The organism is Ferrimicrobium acidiphilum DSM 19497 (genome assembly GCF_000949255.1).
Lineage (GTDB): Bacteria > Actinomycetota > Acidimicrobiia > Acidimicrobiales > Acidimicrobiaceae > Ferrimicrobium > Ferrimicrobium acidiphilum.
Window position 1 is genome coordinate 18,821 of sequence record NZ_JXUW01000012.1, and the last position, 24,766, is coordinate 43,586.

Annotated in this window: 19 protein-coding genes and 2 pseudogenes; 13 read left to right on the forward strand and 8 right to left on the reverse strand. The window is 56.9% G+C overall.

Features of this window, described 5'->3' with window-relative positions; all coding sequences use genetic code 11:
* Positions 1 to 36 precede the first annotated feature (36 nt).
* Complete coding sequence (locus FEAC_RS07110) at positions 37 to 465, reverse strand: universal stress protein (RefSeq protein ID WP_035389149.1); 429 nt, start codon at positions 463 to 465, stop codon at positions 37 to 39.
* A 711-nt stretch (positions 466 to 1,176) separates the two neighbouring features.
* Here FEAC_RS07110 and FEAC_RS07120 point away from each other — a divergent pair.
* Entirely contained in the window at positions 1,177 to 2,475 is a 1,299-nt protein-coding gene (locus FEAC_RS07120; protein WP_160290349.1) for an MFS transporter, read from the forward strand.
* Between the two features lie 391 nt (positions 2,476 to 2,866).
* Here the strand turns inward: FEAC_RS07120 and FEAC_RS07130 are convergent, their stop codons facing one another.
* The gene (locus tag FEAC_RS07130) at positions 2,867 to 4,897 is read right to left on the reverse strand and encodes an FUSC family protein (protein WP_035389153.1); all 2,031 of its coding nucleotides are present in this window, start codon (positions 4,895 to 4,897) and stop codon (positions 2,867 to 2,869) included.
* A 413-nt stretch (positions 4,898 to 5,310) separates the two neighbouring features.
* On the reverse strand, positions 5,311 to 5,457 hold the full coding sequence (locus FEAC_RS15165; RefSeq protein WP_152623127.1) for a lmo0937 family membrane protein: 147 nt from the start codon (positions 5,455 to 5,457) through the stop codon (positions 5,311 to 5,313).
* 1,138 nt (positions 5,458 to 6,595) lie between these two features.
* Between FEAC_RS15165 and FEAC_RS07135 the strand changes: the two genes are divergently transcribed.
* Complete coding sequence (locus FEAC_RS07135) at positions 6,596 to 7,180, forward strand: molybdopterin-dependent oxidoreductase (protein ID WP_052565964.1); 585 nt, start codon at positions 6,596 to 6,598, stop codon at positions 7,178 to 7,180.
* On the forward strand, positions 7,164 to 7,772 hold the full coding sequence (locus tag FEAC_RS07140) for a cytochrome b/b6 domain-containing protein (protein ID WP_035389154.1): 609 nt from the start codon (positions 7,164 to 7,166) through the stop codon (positions 7,770 to 7,772). Before FEAC_RS07135 ends, FEAC_RS07140 begins: the two co-directional genes overlap by 17 nt.
* Before the next feature lie 438 nt (positions 7,773 to 8,210).
* On the opposite strand, the gene FEAC_RS07145 is transcribed toward FEAC_RS07140, so the two are convergent.
* The gene (locus tag FEAC_RS07145) at positions 8,211 to 9,341 is read right to left on the reverse strand and encodes a L,D-transpeptidase family protein (RefSeq protein ID WP_152623128.1); all 1,131 of its coding nucleotides are present in this window, start codon (positions 9,339 to 9,341) and stop codon (positions 8,211 to 8,213) included.
* A 129-nt stretch (positions 9,342 to 9,470) separates the two neighbouring features.
* Here FEAC_RS07145 and FEAC_RS07150 point away from each other — a divergent pair, with 129 nt between their 5' ends.
* Positions 9,471 to 10,628, forward strand: a complete 1,158-nt coding sequence (locus FEAC_RS07150; protein ID WP_035389155.1) for a hypothetical protein — start codon at positions 9,471 to 9,473, stop codon at positions 10,626 to 10,628.
* A gap of 63 nt (positions 10,629 to 10,691) precedes the next feature.
* Here the strand turns inward: FEAC_RS07150 and FEAC_RS07155 are convergent, their stop codons facing one another.
* Both FEAC_RS07155 and FEAC_RS07160 read right to left on the reverse strand, forming a co-directional pair.
* Positions 10,692 to 12,410: a thiamine pyrophosphate-binding protein gene (locus tag FEAC_RS07155; protein ID WP_035389156.1), complete on the reverse strand. Its 1,719-nt coding sequence runs from the start codon at positions 12,408 to 12,410 to the stop codon at positions 10,692 to 10,694.
* Between the two features lie 27 nt (positions 12,411 to 12,437).
* On the reverse strand, positions 12,438 to 12,917 hold the full coding sequence (locus tag FEAC_RS07160; protein ID WP_152623129.1) for a Fur family transcriptional regulator: 480 nt from the start codon (positions 12,915 to 12,917) through the stop codon (positions 12,438 to 12,440).
* A 774-nt stretch (positions 12,918 to 13,691) separates the two neighbouring features.
* On the opposite strand from FEAC_RS07160, the gene FEAC_RS07165 reads away from it, so the two are divergent.
* Positions 13,692 to 14,657, forward strand: coding sequence for an aldo/keto reductase (locus tag FEAC_RS07165; RefSeq protein WP_035389157.1), 966 nt, complete (start codon positions 13,692 to 13,694; stop codon positions 14,655 to 14,657).
* 314 nt (positions 14,658 to 14,971) lie between these two features.
* On the opposite strand, the gene FEAC_RS07170 is transcribed toward FEAC_RS07165, so the two are convergent.
* Complete coding sequence (locus FEAC_RS07170) at positions 14,972 to 15,730, reverse strand: class I SAM-dependent methyltransferase (RefSeq protein WP_052565968.1); 759 nt, start codon at positions 15,728 to 15,730, stop codon at positions 14,972 to 14,974.
* A 41-nt stretch (positions 15,731 to 15,771) separates the two neighbouring features.
* On the opposite strand from FEAC_RS07170, the gene FEAC_RS07175 reads away from it, so the two are divergent.
* The 8 genes and pseudogenes from FEAC_RS07175 (at position 15,772) to FEAC_RS15950 (ending at position 23,251) form a co-directional block, all read left to right on the forward strand.
* Entirely contained in the window at positions 15,772 to 17,112 is a 1,341-nt protein-coding gene (locus FEAC_RS07175) for an amidase family protein (RefSeq protein ID WP_052565970.1), read from the forward strand.
* 131 nt (positions 17,113 to 17,243) lie between these two features.
* Entirely contained in the window at positions 17,244 to 17,702 is a 459-nt protein-coding gene (locus FEAC_RS07180; RefSeq protein WP_035389158.1) for an SRPBCC family protein, read from the forward strand.
* A 42-nt stretch (positions 17,703 to 17,744) separates the two neighbouring features.
* On the forward strand, positions 17,745 to 20,075 hold the full coding sequence (locus FEAC_RS07185) for a DEAD/DEAH box helicase (RefSeq protein WP_035389159.1): 2,331 nt from the start codon (positions 17,745 to 17,747) through the stop codon (positions 20,073 to 20,075).
* A gap of 202 nt (positions 20,076 to 20,277) precedes the next feature.
* Positions 20,278 to 21,069: a TIGR04255 family protein gene (locus tag FEAC_RS07190; RefSeq protein WP_052565972.1), complete on the forward strand. Its 792-nt coding sequence runs from the start codon at positions 20,278 to 20,280 to the stop codon at positions 21,067 to 21,069.
* The gene (locus tag FEAC_RS07195; RefSeq protein WP_035389160.1) at positions 21,066 to 21,860 is read left to right on the forward strand and encodes a helix-turn-helix domain-containing protein; all 795 of its coding nucleotides are present in this window, start codon (positions 21,066 to 21,068) and stop codon (positions 21,858 to 21,860) included. Before FEAC_RS07190 ends, FEAC_RS07195 begins: the two co-directional genes overlap by 4 nt.
* Positions 21,857 to 22,627: a hypothetical protein gene (locus tag FEAC_RS07200; protein ID WP_035389162.1), complete on the forward strand. Its 771-nt coding sequence runs from the start codon at positions 21,857 to 21,859 to the stop codon at positions 22,625 to 22,627. The genes FEAC_RS07195 and FEAC_RS07200 overlap by 4 nt, the downstream gene beginning before the upstream one ends.
* Positions 22,628 to 22,692: 65 nt before the next feature.
* A pseudogene (locus FEAC_RS15760) lies at positions 22,693 to 22,995 on the forward strand (type I restriction-modification system subunit M N-terminal domain-containing protein); the annotation flags it as partial.
* Positions 22,931 to 23,251, forward strand: a pseudogene (locus tag FEAC_RS15950) (type I restriction enzyme endonuclease domain-containing protein). The pseudogenes FEAC_RS15760 and FEAC_RS15950, both read left to right, overlap by 65 nt.
* Before the next feature lie 198 nt (positions 23,252 to 23,449).
* Here FEAC_RS15950 and FEAC_RS07215 read toward each other — a convergent pair.
* On the reverse strand, positions 23,450 to 24,586 hold the full coding sequence (locus tag FEAC_RS07215; protein ID WP_035389167.1) for a tyrosine-type recombinase/integrase: 1,137 nt from the start codon (positions 24,584 to 24,586) through the stop codon (positions 23,450 to 23,452).
* Between the last annotated feature and the right edge of the window lie 180 nt (positions 24,587 to 24,766).

A 24,766-nucleotide genomic window follows, 5' to 3' on the forward strand; every position in this document is an offset into this window, starting at 1 on the left:
GGCACACTCTTACACGCCAGTCTCGGTTGTCAAGCCTCAACTGCGGACGATGACGACAGGAACCGGGCAGTGATGCACCAACTGATCGCTCACGCTCCCTAGCATCAGCGCCTGAAAACCACCGTGCCCTCGCGCCCCTACGATCACCAGATCAGCGTCCTCGGTCTTCTCGATGATCCGGGAGGCCGCATTGCCACTCTCTAGCGCAGTCTTAACCCTCACCCTGGGGTGAGTTCTGGTCGCGACCTCGACCGCCTCAGCCAAGAGCGCGTTACCAGTCGCCTCAAACTCGGCAGTTACAGACTCAGAGAAGCCAAAACCGTAATCTGGCTCTGTCCAGGCATAGACCATGACCAGCTCGGCAGCGCGAAGCTCGGCCTCTGCGAGTGCAAAGTCCAACGCTAGCTTCGCCATTGGCGACCCATCGTATCCCAATACCACCCGATTGTAACGCTGGCTAGCCATTGAACACGCTCCTTTGAATCTGCGCGTACCACTGTCACTCGATGGAGAATCGCACTCTTACGTACTCGCTCCAACCGATTAACACCAGTACCGACTCTCACTCTAGCAACCAGGCACGTACAACCTGAGGGGACAAAGGTCCCGAATATGAGCGACAAAACTCCTCAACTCCCCACCTTTTCGGACCGAAGGTGGAGGAAGGCTCACTGGAGAGTCAGCGTGGACTCTTGGTGAGCCTATCTCCTACTCCACCCCACAGGCCCAGATGGCGTCCACCACACGCCATCTGGGTTCCTCTATTGTCTCTCATTCGTTATCCTCACCGCTTACCTGTCGGTCGTCAGGTCGTCATCATCACCTCGGACGATCCAAGAGCGATTAGAAGCTCAGAGATCGATCTCGTCCTGTGCGTCGACAAGGCCTGAGGAGACCGTCGCTTCAATGCTGGCCAACCCCATACCTGTGCGATATCACCCCGGATAAGCCTCCTGTTTGGCTTCGCATAGCGGTGTGCAACAAGCTGTGGCACCAGCATGAGCGTGGGCGAGTGCAAAAACCAGTCGCCCAGTTAGCAACACGCTCGCCACCACCCCGCCTATCCAAAACCCGACCGCACTCTATCGCCTAGCCTCGTCTCTCGCAAGCATGCAACACGTTGCTCGCCACCCTCGAGTCGATCATGAGCGAACCTCGCTGGCTAGCATGGTGAGGGTGCAGCCACAACCCCACAGACGAGTGACCGAAAGGTCCAAGGCTTGGCTCGCTGCCTACTTCGACGCCAGCTCTCCGCTAGGGGTCTTAAGACGAATACACGCACTGTCGATATCATCCGACACCCTGATGACCGTGGCGTTGGCGGGTTCGCTATTCTTTTCGATCTCGCCTGGGGAGGCGCGCTCAAAGGTAACCCTCTATCTCCTGTTCACGATGGCACCATTCGCCATCCTCGCTCCACTCATCTCTCCGATCATCGATAGAGGTCCCAGAGTACGTCGCATCGTCGTCATTCTCTCAGGTGTTGTCCGCCTCGTCGGCGTCTTTCTCATGATCTTTGAACTGCGTTCATTATTATTGTTTCCTCTGGCACTGATGAATCTGGTGGCCTCCAAGGCCTACCTGGTCTCAAAGTCATCGCTCATCCCTGAACTCCTCGACTCGGACTCACGCTCTGAACTCGGCAGCCTTGTAAAGACCAATGCGAACATCACCCTCCTGGCCGCCATCTCAGGAGCCATCGCCGGCGTTATCGGCGCAGGTATCTTGAAGACACCTTTCCTCGGAGCACATTACGACCTGATCCTAGAGCTCATACCGCTCTGCCTTTTCATCTACGAATCCCGTTCCCTGGTCAAGAACCTTCCACCGCGCACCGTCGACCGATCAAAACCACGCGCTGCCAAAAAACGCCGACCTAGCGGACCTGCGTATGCGCAAACGCTCACGCTCTCACTACTCATGAGTGTCCTCCGGGGACAGGTGGGGTTCTTCGTCTTCCTTGTCGCCTTTGCACTAAAGACCATCCACAGTCCAACCTGGCTATATGGGGCCGCTCTGGTTGCTAGCTCACTCGGGTCCGCCTTGGCAACTCAGTTGACACCACTTGTTCGCCGCAAACTCGGCGAGACTACCATAGTGATCCTCGGAACCATCGCTATCGTCGCCGTCGCCTTTGTCGCAGCCACCCTCAACATCGGCATCTCCGGTGCCATCCTTATCGCCTTTGTACTTGGCGTCGCCGCAGGTGGCGCCAAAATCGCCTTCGATGCCAGCGTCCAAACCTCGATGGCCAAACACGAGTACGGCCGGTTGTTTGCGCGTTATGAATCCTATTTTCAACTCTCTTGGGTCGTTGGTGCCTTCGTAGCCACTCTTGCCGACCTTACCCTTGCCGATGGCGAGGCCTTTCTCGGCGCCACTGCCCTCCTAGCCCTCGCATCCTACGTCATCGCGATCTCCGCGCTACGTCACTCTGGTCAGGAGCCTGATGCAGAGGATCCCGAGTGGATCTAAACAACTGTGGTAACCAGATCGCAACCGCAGTGGATATCACTTTTAATGGACACATGGCCGATATCACAGACCTCTGCGACGCGACCTCAGCGAACGATAGTTCTAGTGACTTAGACGGCGGGAATCGCCTGCATCATGAGGATCTAGAGCCGACGTCGCCCTTGGGTCGGCATCACACCAACAGATCTACACGCTCCAAACACGACAACCGAGAGATCTGCTGGCACCACTGTTGCATAGAGCGTCACAACGAGCAGCTTACGCCCACTCCTCGCCCTAGGTGGGCCAACTGGATGTTGTAAACCGAGGAGATCTGCGATACCCAGCCTCTCAAGTCCTCTGGAGCCAGTATGGGGTGTAGCAACCTGGTTGACAAAGCCGATCTCTCGGATCACTCGGAAAGCAAGGCCTCGATGTTCTTGCTCGCCTCCCACAACAACTCGAATGGAAGGTCTGCCAACGACATCCCATATTTATCCCCCAGAACGCCATCTTCGTCGTCCAAAGGAGCTCGATCCGGTAGTGGCTTCGATTTAGTCGAGCTTGCCGCATCGCGCATCGCCATCGAAAGGACGGCAAGTTCCTGTATCCGGTAAGGACTGACGTTGGCATGCAGCGCAGAGAGCGACTGGAGGGCTAGAAGGGCTAGCGATGAACGATCGAGTTGAATCAGGAGTTGACGCTCACGATTGGTGTCTTGGGGACGCTTCCGGAGTGGTGCCTCATGACCTGCCGCATTGAGGACCTCGATGGCAAGCACACGTTTACGACGTGCCGACTCTAGCAACGCATATCCGTGCTGATCATCCGTGGCCCAACGAGTGCCGAGAAACTCGATAAACAACGCTTGCGCCATCATCGTCGACTGCACCAGTGCTGGGAGCGGCTCGGATATCCACGTTGGAGCTATGAATGAAACTATCATCGCGATCGCTCCACCCAATAACGTATCAACGAGCCGATCAATCGCCACCGCCGTCGCGGTCGCACCGAGAAGGACAAAGAGCAATACAACGACAGCAGTAATGCTGATGCTGTAGAAGAAGTAGTTCGCTCGAAAGGTTGCAAAACCAGCCCAGGTGACTACCGCCACCATCACTACCAAGATCAGGCTTGTCGGAGCGAACAACAGGACTATAGCGGTAGCCATTGCGACTCCTAGGACTGTTCCAAAAATACGGAACAATCCTCGTTCAAACGTGCTTACATTTTGCGGTCGGAGTACCAAGGCAACCGTCATTGGCCCCCAGTAGCCGTGTCCGACACCAAGCAGATACACCAAGACGTCCGCTATTACAAGCGCAGAGGCGAGGCGTATGGCGTGGCGAGTGACGACAGACTGTGATGATGATGAGAATGGTCGCTCGAAGGGGTTGTAAACCGAACGCTTCACCCTGATCCCGGTTAGCTGCCGATGATCTTTGAGCCCGAGCAACACATCGACAATGCCCGCCAGATCCGCTAGTAGCTGAATTCGTATTTCAGCATGTGCGTCATCTACCTTGAAACCAAGGGGGTCCCTAGCCTGCTCCACCTCGAACTTCAAAGCCTGATACCGAGACGGGCGATAATGCCCGCGTGAGAACTCGACCACCTGTTCACATACCGTGGCGGTCAGCTCGATTACGCGATCACCGCTGGAGCTAAATTCGGTTGCGACACCATGGGTCTGCGAAACTCGTAGCATAGCTAGTCGCGACCGCAGATTTGCCGCTGAGACAGTCAAGCTGAGGAGGGCTGCACTTCGACGCCCCCTAAACGGTTGTGGATCGACTAACGAGTCTTGAAGAACTGAGATCAGATGAGGATTTGGCGCTCGATCGATATTGGTCGAACTCGCATACCGAGCCAGAGAGGCATAGACCTGGCCCAAAGCACGGCACTCAATTGGAGATCGACTGCTTAGAATCGCGATAGCAGTCAAAATGACTTGAAGCAGGGCTCCCATCGCGGTTGCGAGTGCAAGAGAGGCCGAGAGTGAAGTTGGAGCCCCTAGTCCACTACCAATAGCGAAGGCTACCAACGCCTGAATACCAATAGTGGAGGCAGCCTCACCAAGAGCCAAAGCTGCGCCGGCCGCCGAGCCAACTACGAGATAGAACACAGCTGAAGCAAAAAGCTGAGAGTGGATGCTGTTCCCCGCTACCAGGCAGACGCTAACTACCACCAATGCTATCGACATCGTCACCAGCCGGCTTCGATAGCCTCGCTGGAAACCCGCAAACCCAACGAGGAGTGCGCCAATGGCACCGACAGCCCCCAGCACGATATCGTGTAAGAGAAGCCCGACTATCAGTGGCACAACTACACCCAAGGTCGCAAAGACGCCACCACGTAGCGATAGACCACTGGCGTCAACCTGAAACGTCGACCGGACCAGACGCCACAACAGGGTTCGCACGGCGGTAGCGTTCGGCCTCACACTCTACATTCTAGAGCGAAACCATCCCGCCGATTCGTCTGGACCGCCCAATGACCACGGCACGCGTCACTGGCGAAAGGAAGACATCGGCTCTGTCTATCCAGCCTCCTCGCTACTTCAGATCGGAGTCGTTCTCACACCGTGTCCCCTCGTTGCTTGGTTAATCGAGTGAGCCGCTTCGTTGGCCTGATAGGTAAATGGTCAGGAACTCAATCAACCAAGCGGGCCATGAGCACAAGTCTGGTACTCGGTTTTGCGAACTAGTGAGCGAAGTCTTAATTGGCAATTAGTGGATACAATATAGAACGGCAATGGACCCGGCCCAGACGAGTGGTTCGCCTGAACGACGATTTACCGTCTTGTCGGCGTTACCAGCTACTTAACCAAGGGAACATAACGCCGTGAATCTTGACTTAAGCCGTTCTTCGACCGCGTACAAAGTGAAGGACTACCACGACAACAGCGATGATCAACAGGATATTGACAAGACCGCCTCCAATGTGGCCAAGAAGACCAAAAAACCATAGAACAATAAGCACAGCAGCAATAATCAATAACATTATCTATTTCTTTTCTGTTTAGACGTCTAACCAGTCTGGTTTATACGCTGGTAGATACGCTCAGCTGGTTGCTGATATCGACGATCCAGGGGGGTGTGCCAACAGTCGTCTCCGGCGGTTCGGTTTTCCACAGAGGATGACACCTCACCGATACGGATAACCACGCCCTTCTTAACACCGACTACTAAATCGTAATCCTTGATGTGTAGATTCTCCTGTGAGTGACCGACAACACTAGAATTGGCCTCGGCGCCTGTTTGCTGAGATTGTTGGTGGCCATAACACTCGTAGTAATACCAATCACCCGGATACTGTCACCGCGATCCGCTCATCATAATCATTTCGGCAGCTCCGGGTGGCAGACTAGCCGCTCACCATCGGTCCAACTTGATATCGGTATACCGGCTCTTGAGATTTGACAGGCAGTCTTGAATGAGAAATGGGTCAGGGCAGAAACCAGCTCTAGAGTTGCCAAGGATATAAGCCAGGACGGGATCAGCAACCACGGGTTTAGGCTTCAGGCCTCGAGTCTCAGACTCTTTAAAGCGAAGACGTATGAAGACCACGTGGCCCCATGCGTTCTAAGCGTTCTTGATTCCATGACAGCTGGTCTCGATGAGACCTGAGCTCCAAGCGATGTCGGCGACAGTTTTGCCATTATTTAACATCTGGTCGCCCTCTGCAGAGCTTTGCGATCACTGGATCTGATGTATGCAACGTGGTCTAACATGAGCTCTTCTCCCGTATCTATTTTGGTCGATTCTCTCGCATCAGAGGTGGATCATATAGGGTTTACCGCTACGCTCTCTGCGCTTAACCTGAACGACTACTAGAGTTCAGATACTGCCGAAACCTAACAGCCTTTTGCTGACGAATGTAATCTAAAGAGGTGCGACCAGAACCTCCGTACTTGTGATCGTGAAATCAAATCGTACTGACAGTCTCATATGATCGAATTCCATGTCATACTCGAGCAACCGCTATCTATCCGGAATTTTCTAGTGGCTACAAAAGATAAGTGGAACGATTACGCATTGCGAGCGCCCAGAGTAAAACTGGTGCCATGGAACCCGATCACCCGAAACCGACTGGACGCCGAGTTGGGAGGCGCGTCTTTCTGTCGGTCCTAGGAGCCGGGGTGGTCACCACCCTCTTTGGTCACGACATTGCCCAAACCCTGAGTGGTCTAGCCAACTCCGGGGGATTCAGCGTTGGCGGATTCGAGATCTATACCGTCACCGGCTCGATCCCTGACATCAAAACGAGTTCGTACCGCTTGCGCATCGACGGCAACGTCGAGCATCCACTGCTGCTCTCCTACGAAGAGTTGCGAGCACTCCCCCAACATGAGGTCAGCTTTACCTTCACGTGCGTAACCGGCTGGACAGTTCCCAACACCCACTGGCGAGGGGTCAGGCTTGCCGATCTCCTTGACCGAGTCAAACCACGCACCGGCGTAAACGCTCTTGAGTTTTCCAGCGCCGACGGTGTTTACACCGACTCCCTCGGCCTCAACGAGGCGCGAAGCTCCGATGTTTTACTCGCCATGGACCTAGACAACAAGCCGATCTCGGCCGATCATGGGGCACCAGTAAGACTGTTGGTTCCAAGTATGTACGGCTACAAATCGGTGAAGTGGTTGAACAGAATCAGCCTTGTTAGCCAACAGACACCGGGTTATTGGGAGCAGCGAGGCTATCCGGTCAATGCCACCATCTCCTAACCACTCCGCCACTGACGACAACACCACTCGCCGCTTTTTCTTCTTCGAGAAGCTGATCCACTGGCTGATAGCGATCGCTATGTTGGTCCTGCTCGCCACCGGAACCATTCTTTTCGTGCCTGCACTCACAGCCCACTTCCCGCGACCCCTCATCAACCGCCTACATATCGATAGTGGCATAACAGCCACCGTCATTATGCTGCTTGCACTCGTTGGTCCATGGGGGCGCGCACTCCGCCGCGATCTACACGAGTTGATGATCGCACCGCTCGATCAGCTCAACTCATGGACCGGGGTGATAGGCGACTGGCTCCATCGAGCGACACCATCGACAGAGGGAGAGGAGCCGGAGAAGTTCAACGTCGGTCAGCGCCTGTTTACAGCGGGAATGGCGGCGCTGGCAGTCCTCGCCGTCCTCACTGGCTTCGCACTTCGAACACCGGGGCGGATTCCAACCTCGATCCAGGGCGGTGCCGAGTTCACCCATGAGATCGTCTTCCTGGCCATCGCTGCCTTGGTAGTCGGGCACGTTATCAAGGCGATCCTCTCCTTCAGAGAGAAGAGAGGTCTCGGCAAGAGGAGCAGCAGCTAGCCCCTTGCCAATGGGGCTAGACCTTCGAGGCCAGCAAACCCCAACCGACAAAGACCGAGTACCCACGAGGACAACAATTACCACAACTGCTCTTCATTCATTCCGGCGTCGGTCGTTTCGCATCGACCCGGAGCAGCATCTGTTCTACATGAGCGCTCAATATCGAACGAGGTCAGTTTAAGGTAAGAGAAGAGCTAGCAGCATACTGCATAGAACCCTGTACATTCTCCGCTCCCCGACCGACCGCCAGCATCAGCCAACCTCGGGCTATCAGGAGACCCACCTCGAGGTGCACGGACTACTGGCTAGTTGAAATCAAACCCGAGTGCGCTAGACAGTGTGGTCCAGAGACAGCACTAAGCGCGACCAAGACCACGGCGCCAGCCGACACCCTATCAATCGACGGCGCGTCAATCGACGGCGCGTATCAGCCAACTGTTATAGGACGGTGACCATAGTCCCTATGTTTACCATGCCGTAGACGACCTTGGCCGTTGATATAGGTAGCTCCACACAACCGGCGCTCTGAGGGTATCCATAAGTTGCGCGCGGGTACCCGTGCACTGCAACCGATCCATGGAAGTAGTTGATCCAGTGGACGAGGACGTGATAGGTAGTGCCATTCAGATTGGTGCCGCTCATGTAGTTTTGAACGTAACGCAAGAAGATTGGCCATGTGCCAGCATGGGTGACATCTGCTCCGACTCCGGTATTGCAGACGCTGGTCAAGACAACCTTCCCGTTCACCCAGACCTTGAGTGTCTCTGGAAGTGGCGACTTGGACACATAGATATACGAGTAAGCGTTCGGGTCAAGCTGGTGTTGAGCAGCAGCAGCCAACAGAGCTGACCAGACGGTCGCAGATGGCTGGCCGTTTACGGGCAGATTGCTAACCTTCTCGAACGACATGATGGCCGCCTGCGTGGCTACTCCCCAGGACCCGGGATAGAAGGTCGCCTGCAGGGAGGAGGGTTCATTAGACCAGCGCACATTGAAGTTACCCTTTTGGACAAGAGCTAGGTCAGCATTGGAGACGAGCCGATGCGTCGGCTTGAAGCTATCGGGCAGGTAATTGAGCTGGGCGAGGAGTTGCTGCATCCTAAGGAGCGATCCTTGCGCTATCGTAAACGAGATCTGTTCGGGATTCTGTAGCCGCTGGCCCGAGGCCGCTAAGATGCCGCTAGGACCTCCGGGGATACTGACGCTCTCCGTGCCTCCCGGGGTGTAGCTTGCATCTGGCGCAAACTCAACAGTCGTCGAGTTCTCAAGGAACCAGGAACCGGCCACCGGCGGGCTCAAGGTAGGCATAGGCGTATGCGAATTGATCGGCGTTGAAAAGTGAATCGTGATCGGCTCGTTTGGTCGCACGTTGGTGGCTCCTGGGTTAGGGGTCACCGACGCCACTACCACATTTGCTCCCGTCGATGCATTCGACGCCGTCGAGTTATTGGAGGCAAGGCTCGCCGATGAGGATCCATTGAGGCTGGGCACTACAACTATACCGACAGCAACTAGTAGAACGACTAGGACGCCTACGCCAAGCAACATTATTTTTCTGGAGAAATCCAACTAAATCACCCTGTGATCATTATAGTCGCGGATATGAAAGCCATCTGAGGCAGGGGCGCCAACATCTGTCCTCGGATGCAAGTACCCGAAATTCGCCTGATCAGACGACTCGATTGCTACGATAGTTGGGTGCACACCGCGACTACTACAAGCTCCGAGAGGGCGCCGCGCATCGCTGCACTCATCGTCTTCGTCGGCTATCTGATCTATCTCGGCGAACGCTCCATCGTCGTCGCGAAGGGTAACATCTCCAGCCTTGCGCTCATTGGAACGACATTCTCCAATCGGAGGCAGTTGCCTTCGTATCTTTACCAGCACCACGGCAACGGCTACGATGGCCAGTTCTTCCTCCGTCTAGCCCTCGACCCCTTCGTTCTCAGGCTCCATGCCTTTGGGATCACACTGAATGGGGCCTTCAGAGACCAACGTATCGTCTACCCTTTCTTGGCCTGGCTGATCTCGCTTGGCCAGCACCATTGGGTGCCGGTGACCCTAGTAATCGTCAACCTGATCGCGGTGACCGTCATCGCCTATATGGGGGCAAAGCTAGCCCATAACACAGCTCATCCTGCGATGGTTGGTGTCCTGCTCGGTGGATACTTCGGTTACACGATGAGCACCGGTCGTGACCTCGCTGAGCCAACCGCCGCCGCATTTTTGCTGGTGGCAATGTACCTTTTTGAACACGATCACTTGGTATTCGCGGGAATTGCTTTTGCGTTCGCTGGACTTGCGCTCGAGACAGAACTGATAGTGCCAATCGCGCTTGGATTGATCTGGCTGTTAGTGCTGGTTCGCAAGCGACGCTCGACCATGAACCCCGCGGTCTTCCTCATCCCAGGACTGGCAGCACTGGGTTTCCAGGGCCTGCTTCACGTCGTCCTCGGAAAGGTCGCCATCAGTGGGGACCTTCGCGGCAACTTGGGTATTCCGGTCTACTCCGTCCTCGTCGGTATCGTTCATCACGCACACGCGCTTAGTGCAACCAACCTTATCTGGTTTGGCCAGCTTGTAATCATCGCGCTATTTGTGGTGTTGGCTGCAATGAATCTAAAGAGTACCGAGGTACCTCTCTATCTCAAGGTCGCATGGGGCCTGATGCTGATCCTCACACTCTCGCTCTCCGGCGAGGTCTGGAATCACTCCTCCTACTTCCGGGCGACCGACATTCTCTGGCTCACCTCGGTCTTGATCTGGAGTCGTTCGCGCCCCACCCATTGGTGGCCGGCCTACCTCGGCTACATCGCCACTATCGTCTCGGTGGTGCCGCTGCTCCTCTTTTTCTAGATCGACTCGCCAGAGCGCAGGCGCGAGCCTCTTCGCTTGAGAGCCAAGGTGATCAATCAAGAGCTAAGACGGGTCGGCGAGCTCTGCGACCACCAAGAAGGGACGATGCTGTTCGCCCCCTGCCTCCAAAATCGAGGCTAGCTCACCAACGGTATTAGCGCGATAGCCAGCAACCCCAAACGCCTGCGCCAGCGCGATGAAATCGACGCGAGGATGCTCGATCTGGGTCAGATCTCTGGAGATAGGCTCAATACCTCGCGCCTTCATCTCCATCCGCAGGATCCGATACCCCTGGTTCGCCACAACCACCACCCCGACGTCGAGTCCGAGATGCGCAATAGTCCATAGCGCCTGAGGGGCATATAGTGACCCTCCATCGGCAATCAAAGCGCGCACTCGCCTTCGGGTCGCAACAGCAGCGCCAAGCGCTAACCCAAGTCCGCCTCCGATCGCTCCACCCGGATGTCCAACGTACCAATGCGGCGGAGCACTCATCCCATGGAGGACCGCAGGACCTGAACTGGTACGTCCTTCGTCAACGACGACATCTCCACTTAGTTGGTAGTGAGCGAATAGTCGACCGACCGACTCGGCGGTTAGCGGATCATCGTTGCTAGTAGTGGTCATCGTCTCTTCGGGGTAAGTCTCTTCGCTGGCTGTATCTTCAGAGTGTGTGCCTCCGACAACTCCGCCGTCGTCTAGATCAGCATCGACCCCGAGACGTTTAGCCCATCGGCGCAGACCAATCTCTGCCGGGCCTCCTGAAGCGACCAATGTAACGATCTTGGTCTCAGCTGGAATGAGTTGAGGTGCCATCTCTTCCTGCGCAAAATAGGCCAACGGCTCGCTAGTGCCTATCAGGATAACCATACTCGGCGTTCCAATCATGGCACGAGCCTGATCTGGGAAGTATGGTATTCGAGAGATCGGCGGAAGGTGGCTCCCACGCTCCATGACGGCCGGAAACACCTCCGCATAGAGGCGTGCCCCGATGTGACTGGCAATTCGCGCAGCGAGGAGTTGGCTGGCTCCACTCAGTGCTGTCGACCCTAAGAGCAAGAGTGGGTCGTGACCGACCTCGTCCTTAGTTGGTCCGCTAGCTTCGGCCGTCGAGGAGGTCTCCAGCCGCACGGCTTGGTCCAGCAGCCTCGATGATTGCGCCACACTAGCCCCAACAACCTGACTCGAAGCCACAGCGACAGCCTGCACTGATTCTTCTCGGCCAGACTCATTTGAACCGGGCTCATCTCGGCCAAGCTCATCTCGGCAAACATGGGCCGCCATAACGTTCTGTGGTGCTATCAAACCGACTGGGCCTCGATGCAACCGAGCAAGCTCACCGGCCCGGCGAGTGGTCTGCGCTACGGTAGCAGGGTCATCAACGACCAGTACCTCCACACAAAACGGCGCCATGATGGCGGCCAAATCGGTGTTGAGCGCCGCATCTACCGCCAGATGTGTATCAGGGTGTTCACCGACGATCACCAGCATCGGCGTGCCGGCTCGCCTGGCATCATGGACAAACGCTGCTCCATTGGAAAACCCGGGTCCAAGGTGTAGAAGTGCCACGCCAAGCCCACGGAAACGTGCAAAACCGTCAGCTGCCGCCGTGGCCACCAGCTCTTGAGTAACCAACACTGGGGTGAGATCCTCATTGGCCTCCAGCGCTTGAACAAGCTCAAGCTCGGTCGTCCCTGGATTGGTAAAGACGTACTCAACCCCGAGATCAACAAGCGAAGCAACGAGATGCTGGGCGCCGGTAATAGCAGCCAAGTCACTCATCAGTGCTCCTCCTCGACCAGGCGGATATCATTTCGCACGATCGACAATGCAACCATCAACCGCGGCCTGATCCTGGCCAGGAAGATCCTCATCGAGACAGCTGCGACAAACGCCGTAAACATCAACCTGGTGGTAGAGCGCATCGCCCGGCATCGCCGCCTCATCAAGCTCTGCACCTGGGTGAACCTCGTACCCAATTACCTTCTGGCAGTTCAAACAGTGAAAGTGGTGGTGATGCGGGGCAAATGGTGGAAGCAACTCATAGCCAACGCCACCATTGAGTGATATCGCCTGTACGATCTGAGCTGCTACAAAGGCATCGATCGTCCGGTAGAGCGTGGGTGGATGGATGCCGTTGCCGGTGAGCTCGGCCAGCAGATACGAGCGAGTCACAGGGTGCTCTTGGCGCAATAGGGCCTCAAACACTTGCTGTCGTTCATTGGTGATCTTGAGTCTCTGGCGGTGACACTTCTCTTCAAAAGCCTGCTGGAGGCGATCACTGTTCATCGGAACCTCTACTCTCGCACCCAACCCGCCTCAACCTCGCCCACCCCATTGCCGATTCACTCGGCGAGAGGCGATACTATATGGCACCACGACTACCCAAGCAGTCTGTGCGATAGCGTTAACATGCGAGAGGACGGTCACTAGGTCAATAGTACCCGGGGCCAGCCTCAATCTCTTGATTGTTAAGCACCGAGAGGATCTCGACCCTAGAGTTCACCCCGCTCCACGGCAAAGAGGACCGCTACTCATAGCTGAAAATTGAGACCCCAAACCAGCAACACAACGGCGAAGATGTCGTGCACCTAGCCCGACGAACGCGGTCTACAAAGAAGGGCCAAGGGTCTCAAGCGATAATGCCAGCACAACACTCACAAATGAGATCCCGTAGTTTCGACGTCACTGCCTCCAGTAAACCTAACTCCAAAGACCCAGCCCGAGCCAACAACAACCACATCCTTAATCGCTCACTTACTGCAGTTCCTTGAACGCCTACCGCATTCATACATTGAGACTCACAGTTGCGAGTCCGGAGCCACGCTCTCTAATACCACACCCTTGACTACGAAGGGCCCGAAGTGGCCGAGGAGGAGCTTTGGTCGTCCAGCTGCTAGTAGAAACCTGCATACGTATCAATCCAATCTCGTTACGTCACGCCAGAGAACTGGACCGAGGCTCGTATGGTGTTCTCGACCCAAACCGGTGCCGAAATCGCCAAAATCAGCTCTGAACCCCTTCCCGGCTAGAATGTACTCGCAAACAAATGAAAGGGTTAACATGAACTATCGACGACTAGGCCGTGCTGGAATCAAAGTGTCAGAGCTCTCCTTTGGCTCTTGGGTCACTTTTGGCCCCCAGATCGGCGTCGGCGAAGCCACTGAGATACTCGGCTATGCATACGAACAAGGTGTCAACTTCTTCGACAACGCTGAGGCCTACTCGAGTGGAGAGTCGGAACGCATCATGGGAGCGGCGATCGCTCAACTTGGTTGGCCACGACACAGCTATCTCGTATCGTCCAAGTTCTACTGGGGCATACATGACACGGTCAACGCCCGATTTACCCTCAATCGTAAGTACCTGATCGAAGCGGTTAATGCATCACTAGAGCGCTTCGGCCTCGACCATCTTGACCTGATCTACTGCCACCGTCCAGATGCTGAGACCCCGATCGAAGAGACGGTCTACACCATGCACGAACTAGTTGCAGAACACAAGGCTCACTACTGGGGTACCTCCGAATGGTCAGCCGACGAGATCCGAGCAGCGATCGCAGTAGCTCGTGAACACCACCTGCACGCACCCGTCGTCGAGCAACCAGAGTACAACATGCTCACTCGCGCCAAGGTTGAGGTCGAGTACAAGCGACTCCTAGACGAAGAGGGTATCGGCCTCACGACCTGGAGCCCGTTGGCCTCGGGCTTGTTGACTGGGAAGTACGCCAACGGCATACCTGCAGGCTCGCGCGCGTCTCTGCCTGGTTATGAGTGGTTAAAGGAGATGTTGACCGATCCAAAGGCTGCCAGCATCGTCAAGCAACTTGAGCCGATCGCCAAGCAACTTGACCTCACCATGGGTCAACTTGCAATCGGATGGTGTCTCGCTAATCCGCAGGTATCAACGGTGATTCTCGGCGCTTCGAATCGGGCACAGCTTGAGGAGAACCTGGGAGCACAAGCAGCACACGAACGCCTCACTCCAGAGATCCAGGACAACATCCGCAAGATTCTCGAGGCAAAGTAGGCTACGCCCACTTAGATTGCCGCTGCGCCAACAGGAACGCAGTCTCTATCTGCCAGAGGCAAGGCACAGGTTTCGGTCGATTCGGGTTAACGCTGATCGAGTTCACCGAATCTGTGCCCTGTCGCGACAGTCGTCTCCACCATTGTGGGCAAGTGCAGCACGAGACGGTCTATCCGCAACTGAAGCACAGGTTTTGACCGCCCAGATCGACTCAATCTCCAGATCAACCCAGAGGATCTACCAAGCTCGCCAACGCAATAATGCGCAGACTCAGCGCCCCCGGAGGTAACAAACCGACTCGACGACCAATGGCGTTAACAACGAAACGCTAGGTGCCCTAGGGTCATGTACTCCACCTCTAACACCTGATCACCAAGACGATCACTCAAGCGACCGAGTACTCGCTCACGGTCATCGGATTCGAGTGCGAGCACCTCAGACATCGTTGACATCAGCGCCACAAACTTCCAGGGCTCGTATTGCACCGAAGAGAGGTAGCGCAGCGGCTCTACTCGAGAGAATCCAAGATCTCCATGGAGCAGGCGCGCAAGTTCATCAATAGTCTCATTCAGATCTGGGCGACGAAACAATACTGGCAGGCGATGGCTGGTCTCTTGGAAAACGGCTGCAAGCTCTCGACCAAGTCGGTCATCGGTCACAGTGCCGATGTTCCACCAGGCAGCAAAGATACCGTCGTGGCGCAACAGCCGCTTCACACTCCGAAGTGCATAGGCCCCTGCGAACCAGTGCCACGCCTGTGCAGATACCACGGCGTCAAATGATCGACGAGCACCTCGATAGCTCTCGAAGTCAGTGATCACCACCTCAAGATCACCAACAGTCTGCCGACTCAGCTGACGGGCCATCTCGTCGTCTGGCTCAACAGCGAGGACGCGTAGACCACGGCATAGCAACTCGCGGGTTGCAATCCCAGTTCCGGCTCCAATCTCGAGTACCGTCGCTCCGGTGGGGAGTATATCGGCGAGCATATCAAAGAGTTCATCGGGGTAGCCAGGGCGCACGTTATCGTATGTCGCTGCATTTAAGCCAAACTGTCGCCCAAAGCTGGTCACGCGACAACTCTACCGCAACCTCGGTTGCTAAGGTGAAGACTATGACCGAACTGCGCACCGTCCAAGATTTCAAGAACCTCTCTGCTACCCCCGACTGGGGGCCAACGTTAGTTGAGGAACTGACCACCCGCCAGCACAACGACGGACTAAACGCTCTCCTCTTTGTCGCCACCCCAGACCAATCATTTGGTTGCTCTGGGTTGCTAGCAGGGCTACCGATCCTGATAAAGGACAACATCGACACCCACGATCTACCCACTACCGCCGGGTCCTATGCGCTATCGCTAAACCCTCCGACCCGTGACGCAACCGTTGTCAGCAGACTGCGGGAGGCAGGCGCGACCATCATCGGCAAAACGAACCTATCGGAGTGGGCCAACTTCCGCGGCATCTCCTCAGTCTCTGGGTGGAGCGGTCGTGGAGGAATCACCCGAAACCCACATGACAGCGCTAGAACGGCTGGCGGGTCGAGCTCTGGCTCAGCGGCAGCGGTGGCGGCAGGCTATGTGCCGGTAGCCATTGGCACCGAGACCGATGGCTCCATTCTCTGTCCAGCAGCGGTAAATGGAGTGGTGGGTTTCAAGTCAACTCCAGGTGACATCGACCGAACTGGGGTGATCCCGCTCTCGAGCACTCAGGACTCGGTGGGCATCTTCGCCAATCGCGTTGGGGATGCCCGCCTGGTAGCAAAGGTGGTCGTCGACTCAACGCACGAAGCTCTCAGACCGAACTACGTCGTTGTAGAGTCGATGCTCGCCAACCTTAATCCGAAGACCATCACCTGCTTTGAGGAGACACTGACATCGCTGACCAAACACGGTTATAGCATCACACGCCTCCCCAAGGTCTCCGACGGCAGCCTTGAGCCTGACGAGGAGGCAGAGCAGATCGTCCTGGTCTACGAGATGTCGGTGGAGCTTGATCGCTATCTGAAGGACCGCAACGACGCAACCTCTCGGTCCCTTGCTGATGTCACCGACTACAACGTCGCTCACCCAGACCAGGAGTTCACCTTCTTTGGGCAAGAGCTGCTCACCATGGGACTCACTCACCCATGGGAGGAGGGCAGCTATCGCAAAGCGCTGGACTCCAACCGTGAGCGGTGTCGTAAGGGTATAGAGGCCGCACTAGCCGAAGCCGATGCAGACATCCTCCTAGCCCCCACCATGGACGCCGCCTGGCTGATCGACACGATCAACGGTGATCCGATGGCAATCGGGAACTGGTCGGTAGCTGCGGTAGCCGGATGCCCCTCCCTCACTCTCCCCATCGGCTCACTCGCACACATGCCTATTGGTATGACTATGATCAGTCGACCCCATACCGATCTCGCACTCCTCGGCCAAGCTGAGGCCATCCAGTTGGCACTCGATCGGCTTTGACCTCGACCTCGACTTACTCATACTCCTGTAGCAGCTGCTCGCTATCGATCGATACCCTCACTCCGTCGAAGCCGCAACACGTTTTGAGATCTGACTCGGAAGGATTGTTTGCATATGTGGTTGTACCGTAGGTGAGCACCATCAACGTCGAACGCCATCTTGGAGTCCCGCTATCTGTCGCATGGAACGAACTCGCCGACATCGAGCACCACGTCGAATGGATGGCTGACGCCACCAACATAGAGTTCCTCACCGCCCAACATCGTGGTACCGGAACGCGATTCAGTTGCTTGACCCAGGTCGGGCCGCTCAAAACTCGTGACCTGATGGAGATTACAAATTGGGAGGAGGGGTCGTCAATTAGCGTACGCCACCATGGGTTGATCACCGGCGAGGGATGTCTGCAGCTTCGTGGATACTCCGACGATAGCTGCCAACTGACGTGGAACGAGGTGCTGCGCTTCCCGATCGGCGTAGGCGGACCCCTCACCGCGGCACTGGCCCAGCCTATCCTCACAAGAATCTGGAGAGGGAATCTGCGAAGATTCGAGCAGTCGGCGATACGACGGCTAGAATCAAACAAGCCATGATCCAAGCCGAGCGACGACCACGAGACCGACGACCACGAGACTTTGCCCAGCGATCTTGAGGCTCGTTTTCGGGCTCTCTCGCATAAGGCGCCCGCAGACGTAGCTGACTCCGCCCCGGCTGATGACTCCTCGATCGTCGAGGTGATCGAGCGTGCTGGATTCTACCGCGATCAGATCGCCCAAAGCATCGTCATCCCGGCACGCGATGCACGCTTTCTCGAACCCGACAAGCCACTATCACCGTATACCCGACAAGCCGTTCTACCCGGTGGCGGACGACTCTATTCCCACCAGGCACTGGTCTATGACCACGTCCAACAGGGGAGCAACGTTGTTTTGGCGACACCCACAGCCTCTGGCAAAACACTCGCCTTTGTACTCCCTACTCTGGAGCGACTGCTCGCCGATCCACAAGCTACAGCCCTGTTTCTCTACCCCACCAAGGCGCTCGCCTACGACCAGTTGGAGCGGCTCCGTGAACTCGATCAAACTCTCGGCGGCCAGCTTCGCCCTGCAGTCTATGACGGAGACACCCCGGCCGCAGAGCGGGCAAAGATCCGCGCGAACGCACGTATTATCATCTCCAACCCTCACGGCCTGCATCTCTATCTCGGCTGGCACAGTAGCTGGGAGTCGTTTCTCAGTAACTTGAGTGTGGTGGTGATCGACGAGGCTCACCACTACGTCGGCAGCCTGGGGGCATCCTTCCAGGGGTTACTTTGGCGTCTTGAACGACTTACACATCACTACCACGCTCGACCGGTGATCATCGCCGCCTCCGGCACCATTGCTAACCCGAGAGAACACCTGCAGACGCTCACGAATCAGCCATTCGTCGTCGTAGACGATAGCGGTGCCAGTCAGTCCGAACGCACCGTTCTCTTCTGGGACTGCACACGAGATCCTAAGACCCCGCCATCCACCCAAGCCGCCTACCTAACCCGTCACCTGATCAGAATGCGACGATCGGTGGTCGTATTTTCGAATACTCGTGCCCAAGCTGAGTACGTTGCAATGGCAGGCTCGGATAGAAGTCACCGCATCCTCCCCTATCGCTCCGGGTACTCAGCCGAGATGCGTCGCCGTGTCGAACATGAGTTGCGCTCTGGCAGCATTCGCGGGGTCTCTGCTACCAGTGCGCTCGAACTCGGGGTAGATATTGGTTCGCTCGACACCGTCGTCCTCAACGGCTACCCAGGTTCAATCTCCTCGCTATGGCAACGGCTGGGGCGAGCGGGACGCACCAACCTCGACGCCCTCGGCATCGTGATGGTCGGAGGCGACCCGATCTCACGCTCACTACTCGCCAACGCCGCCGAGCTACTCGAACGCACCCCAGAACATGCGATCGCAGCCTCTGACGACACCGACATCCTCACTCGTCACCTACTCCTTGCCGCAGCTGAGCTTCCACTTGAGGAGACATCCATAGAGGATGGGCCGGGCGCGACCGCCGCCCTCTCTGACCTGGTGAATCGCGATCTGCTCATCAAAGATGGAACCACCTATCGATCGACCAAGCAACGTCCCCATCTAGGCACCCCCTTCATGGAGCGCGAAGCCAGCTACGAGATTCACTTTCAAGGAACTCGTGACCATCGCGCCGTCGAGAGAATCTCGATACGTCAGGCCCTCCGTGAGGCCCACAAAGGAGCGGTCTTCCTTCATTTCGGTACACCATTTCGAGTACAGCGCGTAGACTCCGAGCGTCGCGAGATCGTCTGCATCCCAGAGACCGAAGGGCATCACACTCAACCGGCTCTCTTTCGCTCGCTGTCACAGGGCAGGATTCTCGAACACCTCGAACCTCATCCCACGCTTGGAATCGAACGGATAGAGGCACTCGTCGTGGAGCAGGTTACCGGCTACAAAGAGTTCGATCAGCAGGGGCGACAGGTGGCCAAGCGCAAAGTCACAAGTCCGATTATCTCAAGTCCAGCAGAGGCGGTCGTCCTCACCTGCGTCGATCCTATATACCTTGGCATCGACCCCGAGGATCTATTTGCCGGCCTGCATGCGCTCGAACACGCCCTCGCCAAGGTGCTACCGCTCTTGACCAACGGAGGAACCTCGGATCTGGCTAGCCTCACCCTCCGCAACGGTGACGCGCCATCGATCGTTATCTACTATCTCACAAAATCGCATCCATCTACGATGATAACCAAGGTCATCCATAACCTTCACGAGGCACTCTCACTCGCCGAGCACCTGATTGCCGCCTGCTCCTGCGCCAGCGGCTGTCCATTCTGCGTGCTCGATGCACGCTGCGATGACGAAGTGATCGACAAGGGTGCCGCACTTGCGCTGTCCAGGCTCCTCGGCAAGATCAGCGTTGGCACCGCTCTCGACTCCAGTGGGGATGAGGAAGGCTAGCTAGCCGATCCGGTCTCTGCAAGAGGCATGCGTCATCAGAGAGCAGAGTTAAAGCCGTGTTGGCCGATAGCTCATCGGGGTCCTACGTCCAATGCTATCTGCACAGACTGAACTATGGCAGACTCGTTGGCTAGTGCAGTTGATTACACCTTTGAAGGTTCCCATTCAATTTCATGGGAAGTATACTGGGAAGGTGATGACGATGACCCCGTTCGGACCGTCGGTGCAGGAAGTGCGTCTGGCTAGGGCTCCCCTGGTGAACGTAATTGCCCAGGTGCGCTTCCCAGCAGTGATGAAGATCGAGGACAGCGCCTTCGTGGCGAACTTTCAAGAGGCTATACGGAACGACTACCCGATCCTCCGCTCGGAGCGACAGCTGGGCGTCCTGATCGGACCGGGAGGGGTTCGGCCACAGGATGCTGGAACCGTGTGGCGCTTCGAGACGAAGGATCCGGCTACTTGGCAGGTGACGCTGACGCCAACTTTCGTGTCGCTCTCGGCGAAGCATTATACGTGCCGGAGCGACCTTCTGGAGCGCCTGACCGTCGTGCTCCGCGCCCTAGAGGGCTGGCTACAGCCGAACGTCTGTGACCGGATCGGCATCCGATACGTAGACCGAGTGGCAGGCAGTCAGCTCGCTCGGATCAGCACGCTCGTCCGTCCGGAGATACTCGGCGTTGGCGGTGATGAAGCCACGCTTGGTGGTGCGGAGATCGTGCACTCTATGTCGGACGCGATGTTCCGCCTAGACGACTCTTCGCAGTTGCGTGGACGATGGGGCAGGCTTCCCGCAGGTGCGACCTATGACCCTGGGATCGAACCAGCCCGCGAATCATCATGGGTCCTCGATCTCGATCACTATACATCCCGGTCCGAGGAGTTCGACCTTACCACCATCGGCTGCAAGGCTGCTGAGTTTTGCGACCGTATCTATACGTTTTTCCGTTGGGCAGTCACTGATGCGTTCCTCGATGAGTTCGGAGCAGAACGATGAACCGGCAACTATACGTGCGACCTAGCACCCCCCTCGACGATCCTGAGGTTGAGGGACCCTGGGCTATTCTTCCGATCGCAGACATGCTCGTTGAGTGGGGGTCCTCAACCACGATGAGGCTCGGGCTGCCGCTCGCAGTCCATGATCCCGACGACGTCGTCCTCGCTGCCGAACGAATGACTGCCGGAGCTGTCAGCTGGAGCAACCAGTTCTGGCGAATTGATGTCAGTTCGACAGAGACCGGCATTATCTATGCGAGCACTCCTCGACCGGTACGTCAGGAGGTACAGAAACTCCGCGATGAGATCGCTCGGTGTACGCGCCTTACCCGCGAGCAAATCGCGCGGGCTCTCAGTGTCGATCGTCGGTCGTTGAGTGGCTGGGTCAAGGGGGAGTCCACCCCTAGCGCAGACAAGTTGGGACGATTGCAACTCCTAGCGGACGTGGTCAGGGATATTGACGCATCCAAGTTTGGGGGTGTCACCGAGATATTGCTGAGCCGAACTGGAGGACACGACCTCCTCGATCACATCGCAAGTGGTAGGCTCGCTCATGCGCGTGACTGGCGTACCTGGCTGGGGGCGACACTTTCGGTGACGATCGTGCACCGTCAGTCAGTCAAGCGTCCGTTACATCAGAACGCACTCGACGCCTATTTGCGAGGTGAGCTTCGTCCGCTCGGACGTGCGGCTACCATCCGGCCCGAGTCAGATTACGAGCAGGACCTCGCCCGAGCTGAGCGTCTCATGCCAGACGAGCCGGTTCGGAGGAGCCGCAGGGGCTACCGATGATGAGTCCAGACGACTTCTACGAGTGGCACGAGGAGGCCCGGCAGGGAGATATCGTGCTCTGTGGTGTCTCACGGATTGTTGCCGATGACCGCCATAGTCCTGCACAGTGGGAGTCGCTCGATACACACTTTTTGGAGATCGAGGACGGCTGGGGTGCGGGGCGCTCACTTGGAGTCGCGGCTGGTCTCGGCCTGGCAATGGTCACCACGCACGATTGCCAACTCGACAAAGAGTGGAACCAGCGGGTACGGAAGCTTGAGCGAACAGGAATACCCCGCGAACTTGCCGAACGGGAAGCCGCATCGGATGTGTCCCTTGACCGGACTTTGATCGTCAGCCCACTCGTTGATCCGAGCGAGTTGCGTGGAGGACAGGGCAACCTCCTTGCGGGCAAGGTCATCGGCTATCTGCCCGTCCCAACGCACCCCGACAATCTCGTAACCGAGTGCGTCGTTGACTTGACTTATCAGTGCACCATTGACCGCCTCGACGTTGCAAAGATCACCTCGATTACCGAGGCCGCTCGCAAACAGCTCCGCTATGCCCTGATTCAACTGGCTGCGCTCAGGACTGCCGACCTTGGGTTCGAGGTCGAAGCAGTTGTCGGCCGCACCATCCAGAAGGTCGAAGTTCCGGCCCGTGATCCCCTGACTGTTCACCTCCAGCTGGACGATGGTCAGGTCATCCAGCTCCTCCAGCAGCCGGGTACTCCGGATCAGCAAACCGGACGGACCGGGGACTTCTTCAGCTCGGGAGGGCATTCCTGATGGTGCGGCGGAGCTGGAACGGTGAGCCACTCGGCTTCGAGGACACCTTGTGAAAGGCAGCGGACAAGCTGTGTGAATCGATGAACGCTAGCAAGTACAAGCACGTTGTCCTTGGACCCGTCTTCCTCAAGTACCTCGACGATTCCTTCATGCAGCGCTGGGAGAAGCTCGCTGCCGACCTGGCGGCCGAGGGAATCACGGGCGACCATGCTGCCGACCTCATGGAAGGATTACACGGCCGAGGGGGTTTTCTGGGTCCCGTCGGAGGCCCGCTAGCTGGTGCTTCAATCGAAGGCGAAGCAGATGAAGACCGAGCACGAGCGAGGGCAGGCGCTCGGACTGCGAGACGACGAACTTGCCTTCTGTGACGTCGTCTGCCACAACGATTCCTCAGTGATGGAACTCGGCGATGACGTCCACAAGAGGATCCACTAGGAGTTGGTGGATGTCGTACGGACCAAGGCGACGGTGGACTGGGATAGGAAAGAGCAGGCGCGAGCATCCGTGCGGCGGCACATACGTCGGATTCTCGCGAAGTACCGCCACTCGCCCGACAGGCAGGAGACGGTAGTCCATCTCGTGATGCTGCAGTCCGAACTCATGGCAGCTGGAGTGGCACCATGAAAGAGCCCGGTCAAGGCCCACCCGGCGATGTCGTTGCGCTCATCGACTCTTCACCCACCGTCTGGGTGCATGTTGCTGCTGTACGTCAGGAAGACCAGTGGAATGCCACGCATGTGGAGATGACGAGCAGCGTTGTACCGGAAAGCTGGGTACTGCGTCGCTGGGCGTACGACGATATCATATTCCTGTCATGTACAATTACTGGATCGGAGGATCCAACACCCCAGCCAGGCGATCCACTGCACCCCTTAGAGCCTCGTGTCCAAGGTGTGCATAGACCTCATCGGTGATCCGGGTTGAGCTATGACCGAGCACACGCGATACCTCAGGTAGTGGGGTTCCAGCCGCCAGCATCAGGGAGGCAGCGGCATGGCGTAACTCATGGACATGGCGTTTACCAAGACCAGCTCGTGCTGCAAAGGCTTGAAAGGCATGTGAAGTGTTATCTGGGTCAAGGGGACGGCCAAAGTGTGAGGTGAACAGATACTCGCTCGCTGGGGTAAAGCCCAACTCTGTCAGCTTCTCGTGTTCTTGGCGTTGGGCCAGTCGATGCTCTTGGAGTGCGCCAACGAGAAAGGCAGGAAGGGGTACGGTGCGAGTCGAGCGAGCGGTCTTAGTTGGTCCCTCGATCACCTTGGCACCCGATTTCACTCGGGCACGCGAGATGGTGAGCGTCTTTGCTGTCAAGTCAAGATCGCTCCATCGAAGAGCGAGTGCCTCACCTCGGCGTAGACCCAAAGAGAGAAGTAGGAGCCAGAGAACACCGAGTCGGTCGTCCTTGGCGGCACTGAGGAGTCGTCTCGCCTCCTCAACACTCAGAGCCTCGGGTTCTCTTCGTTCTAACTTGATCGGCCTCGCATGATCACAGGGGTTTGCCGGGATCAATCGCCAGCCAACGGCTGCCTTGCAGGCTTGGGAGAGTACGACTCGGATGAGACGACGTGAACGAGGGGACAGACCGGACTCTGCGAGTTGATCCACGAAGCGATCGACCATCGCCGGGGTGAGCCGTTCGATCCGGAGAGGGCCCAACCTCTTGGTGATATGTCTGGTGGCCCACTCGTACTGTACCAAGGTGGAGCCAGCGATATCTCCTTCATGGGTCGTGAGCCATCGGGTGAGCAACATGTCAATAGTCGTTGCTGCATTCTCGGTGACACCGGCATCACGTATTCCGCGAAACTTTGCCAGTTCAGCTTCTGCCTCTGCCTTGGTGCGACATCGCTTCGATCGGGTGATGACTTTACCGTCGGGTCCCGTCCACTTCAAGAGGGCACGCCACTGGTCGCCATAGCGATAGATGCTGCCTTGGCCAAGCGTTCTTCGACCTCGCATTCTTTCACCCCAGCCGGTTGCCTATCCGGTTGCCTATGGCCCTTCCGAGTTGACCAGCGGTGATTCGTTATTAAGAGCGCATACCCCGGTCAGATAGGTTTAGCAGGACTCAGTGGGATAATAAAAAGCGTATTCTAAGCAACTGGGGGGGGGTCAGCGGTAGAAACCACACCCACGGAA

What these genes read in the sequence shown, in the direction of transcription:
- FEAC_RS07110 (WP_035389149.1), bottom strand. Translation starts at nt 465, where the DNA reads ATGGCTAGCCAGCGTTACAATCGGGTGGTATTGGGATACGATGGGTCG.
- FEAC_RS15165 (WP_152623127.1), bottom strand. Translation starts at nt 5,457, where the DNA reads ATGTTATTGATTATTGCTGCTGTGCTTATTGTTCTATGGTTTTTTGGT.
- FEAC_RS07140 (WP_035389154.1), top strand. Translation starts at nt 7,164, where the DNA reads ATGCCACCATCTCCTAACCACTCCGCCACTGACGACAACACCACTCGC.
- FEAC_RS07155 (WP_035389156.1), bottom strand. Translation starts at nt 12,410, where the DNA reads ATGAGTGACTTGGCTGCTATTACCGGCGCCCAGCATCTCGTTGCTTCG.
- FEAC_RS07160 (WP_152623129.1), bottom strand. Translation starts at nt 12,917, where the DNA reads ATGAACAGTGATCGCCTCCAGCAGGCTTTTGAAGAGAAGTGTCACCGC.
- FEAC_RS07165 (WP_035389157.1), top strand. Translation starts at nt 13,692, where the DNA reads ATGAACTATCGACGACTAGGCCGTGCTGGAATCAAAGTGTCAGAGCTC.
- FEAC_RS07175 (WP_052565970.1), top strand. Translation starts at nt 15,772, where the DNA reads ATGACCGAACTGCGCACCGTCCAAGATTTCAAGAACCTCTCTGCTACC.
- FEAC_RS07190 (WP_052565972.1), top strand. Translation starts at nt 20,278, where the DNA reads ATGACCCCGTTCGGACCGTCGGTGCAGGAAGTGCGTCTGGCTAGGGCT.
- FEAC_RS07195 (WP_035389160.1), top strand. Translation starts at nt 21,066, where the DNA reads ATGAACCGGCAACTATACGTGCGACCTAGCACCCCCCTCGACGATCCT.
- FEAC_RS07200 (WP_035389162.1), top strand. Translation starts at nt 21,857, where the DNA reads ATGATGAGTCCAGACGACTTCTACGAGTGGCACGAGGAGGCCCGGCAG.
- FEAC_RS07215 (WP_035389167.1), bottom strand. Translation starts at nt 24,586, where the DNA reads ATGCGAGGTCGAAGAACGCTTGGCCAAGGCAGCATCTATCGCTATGGC.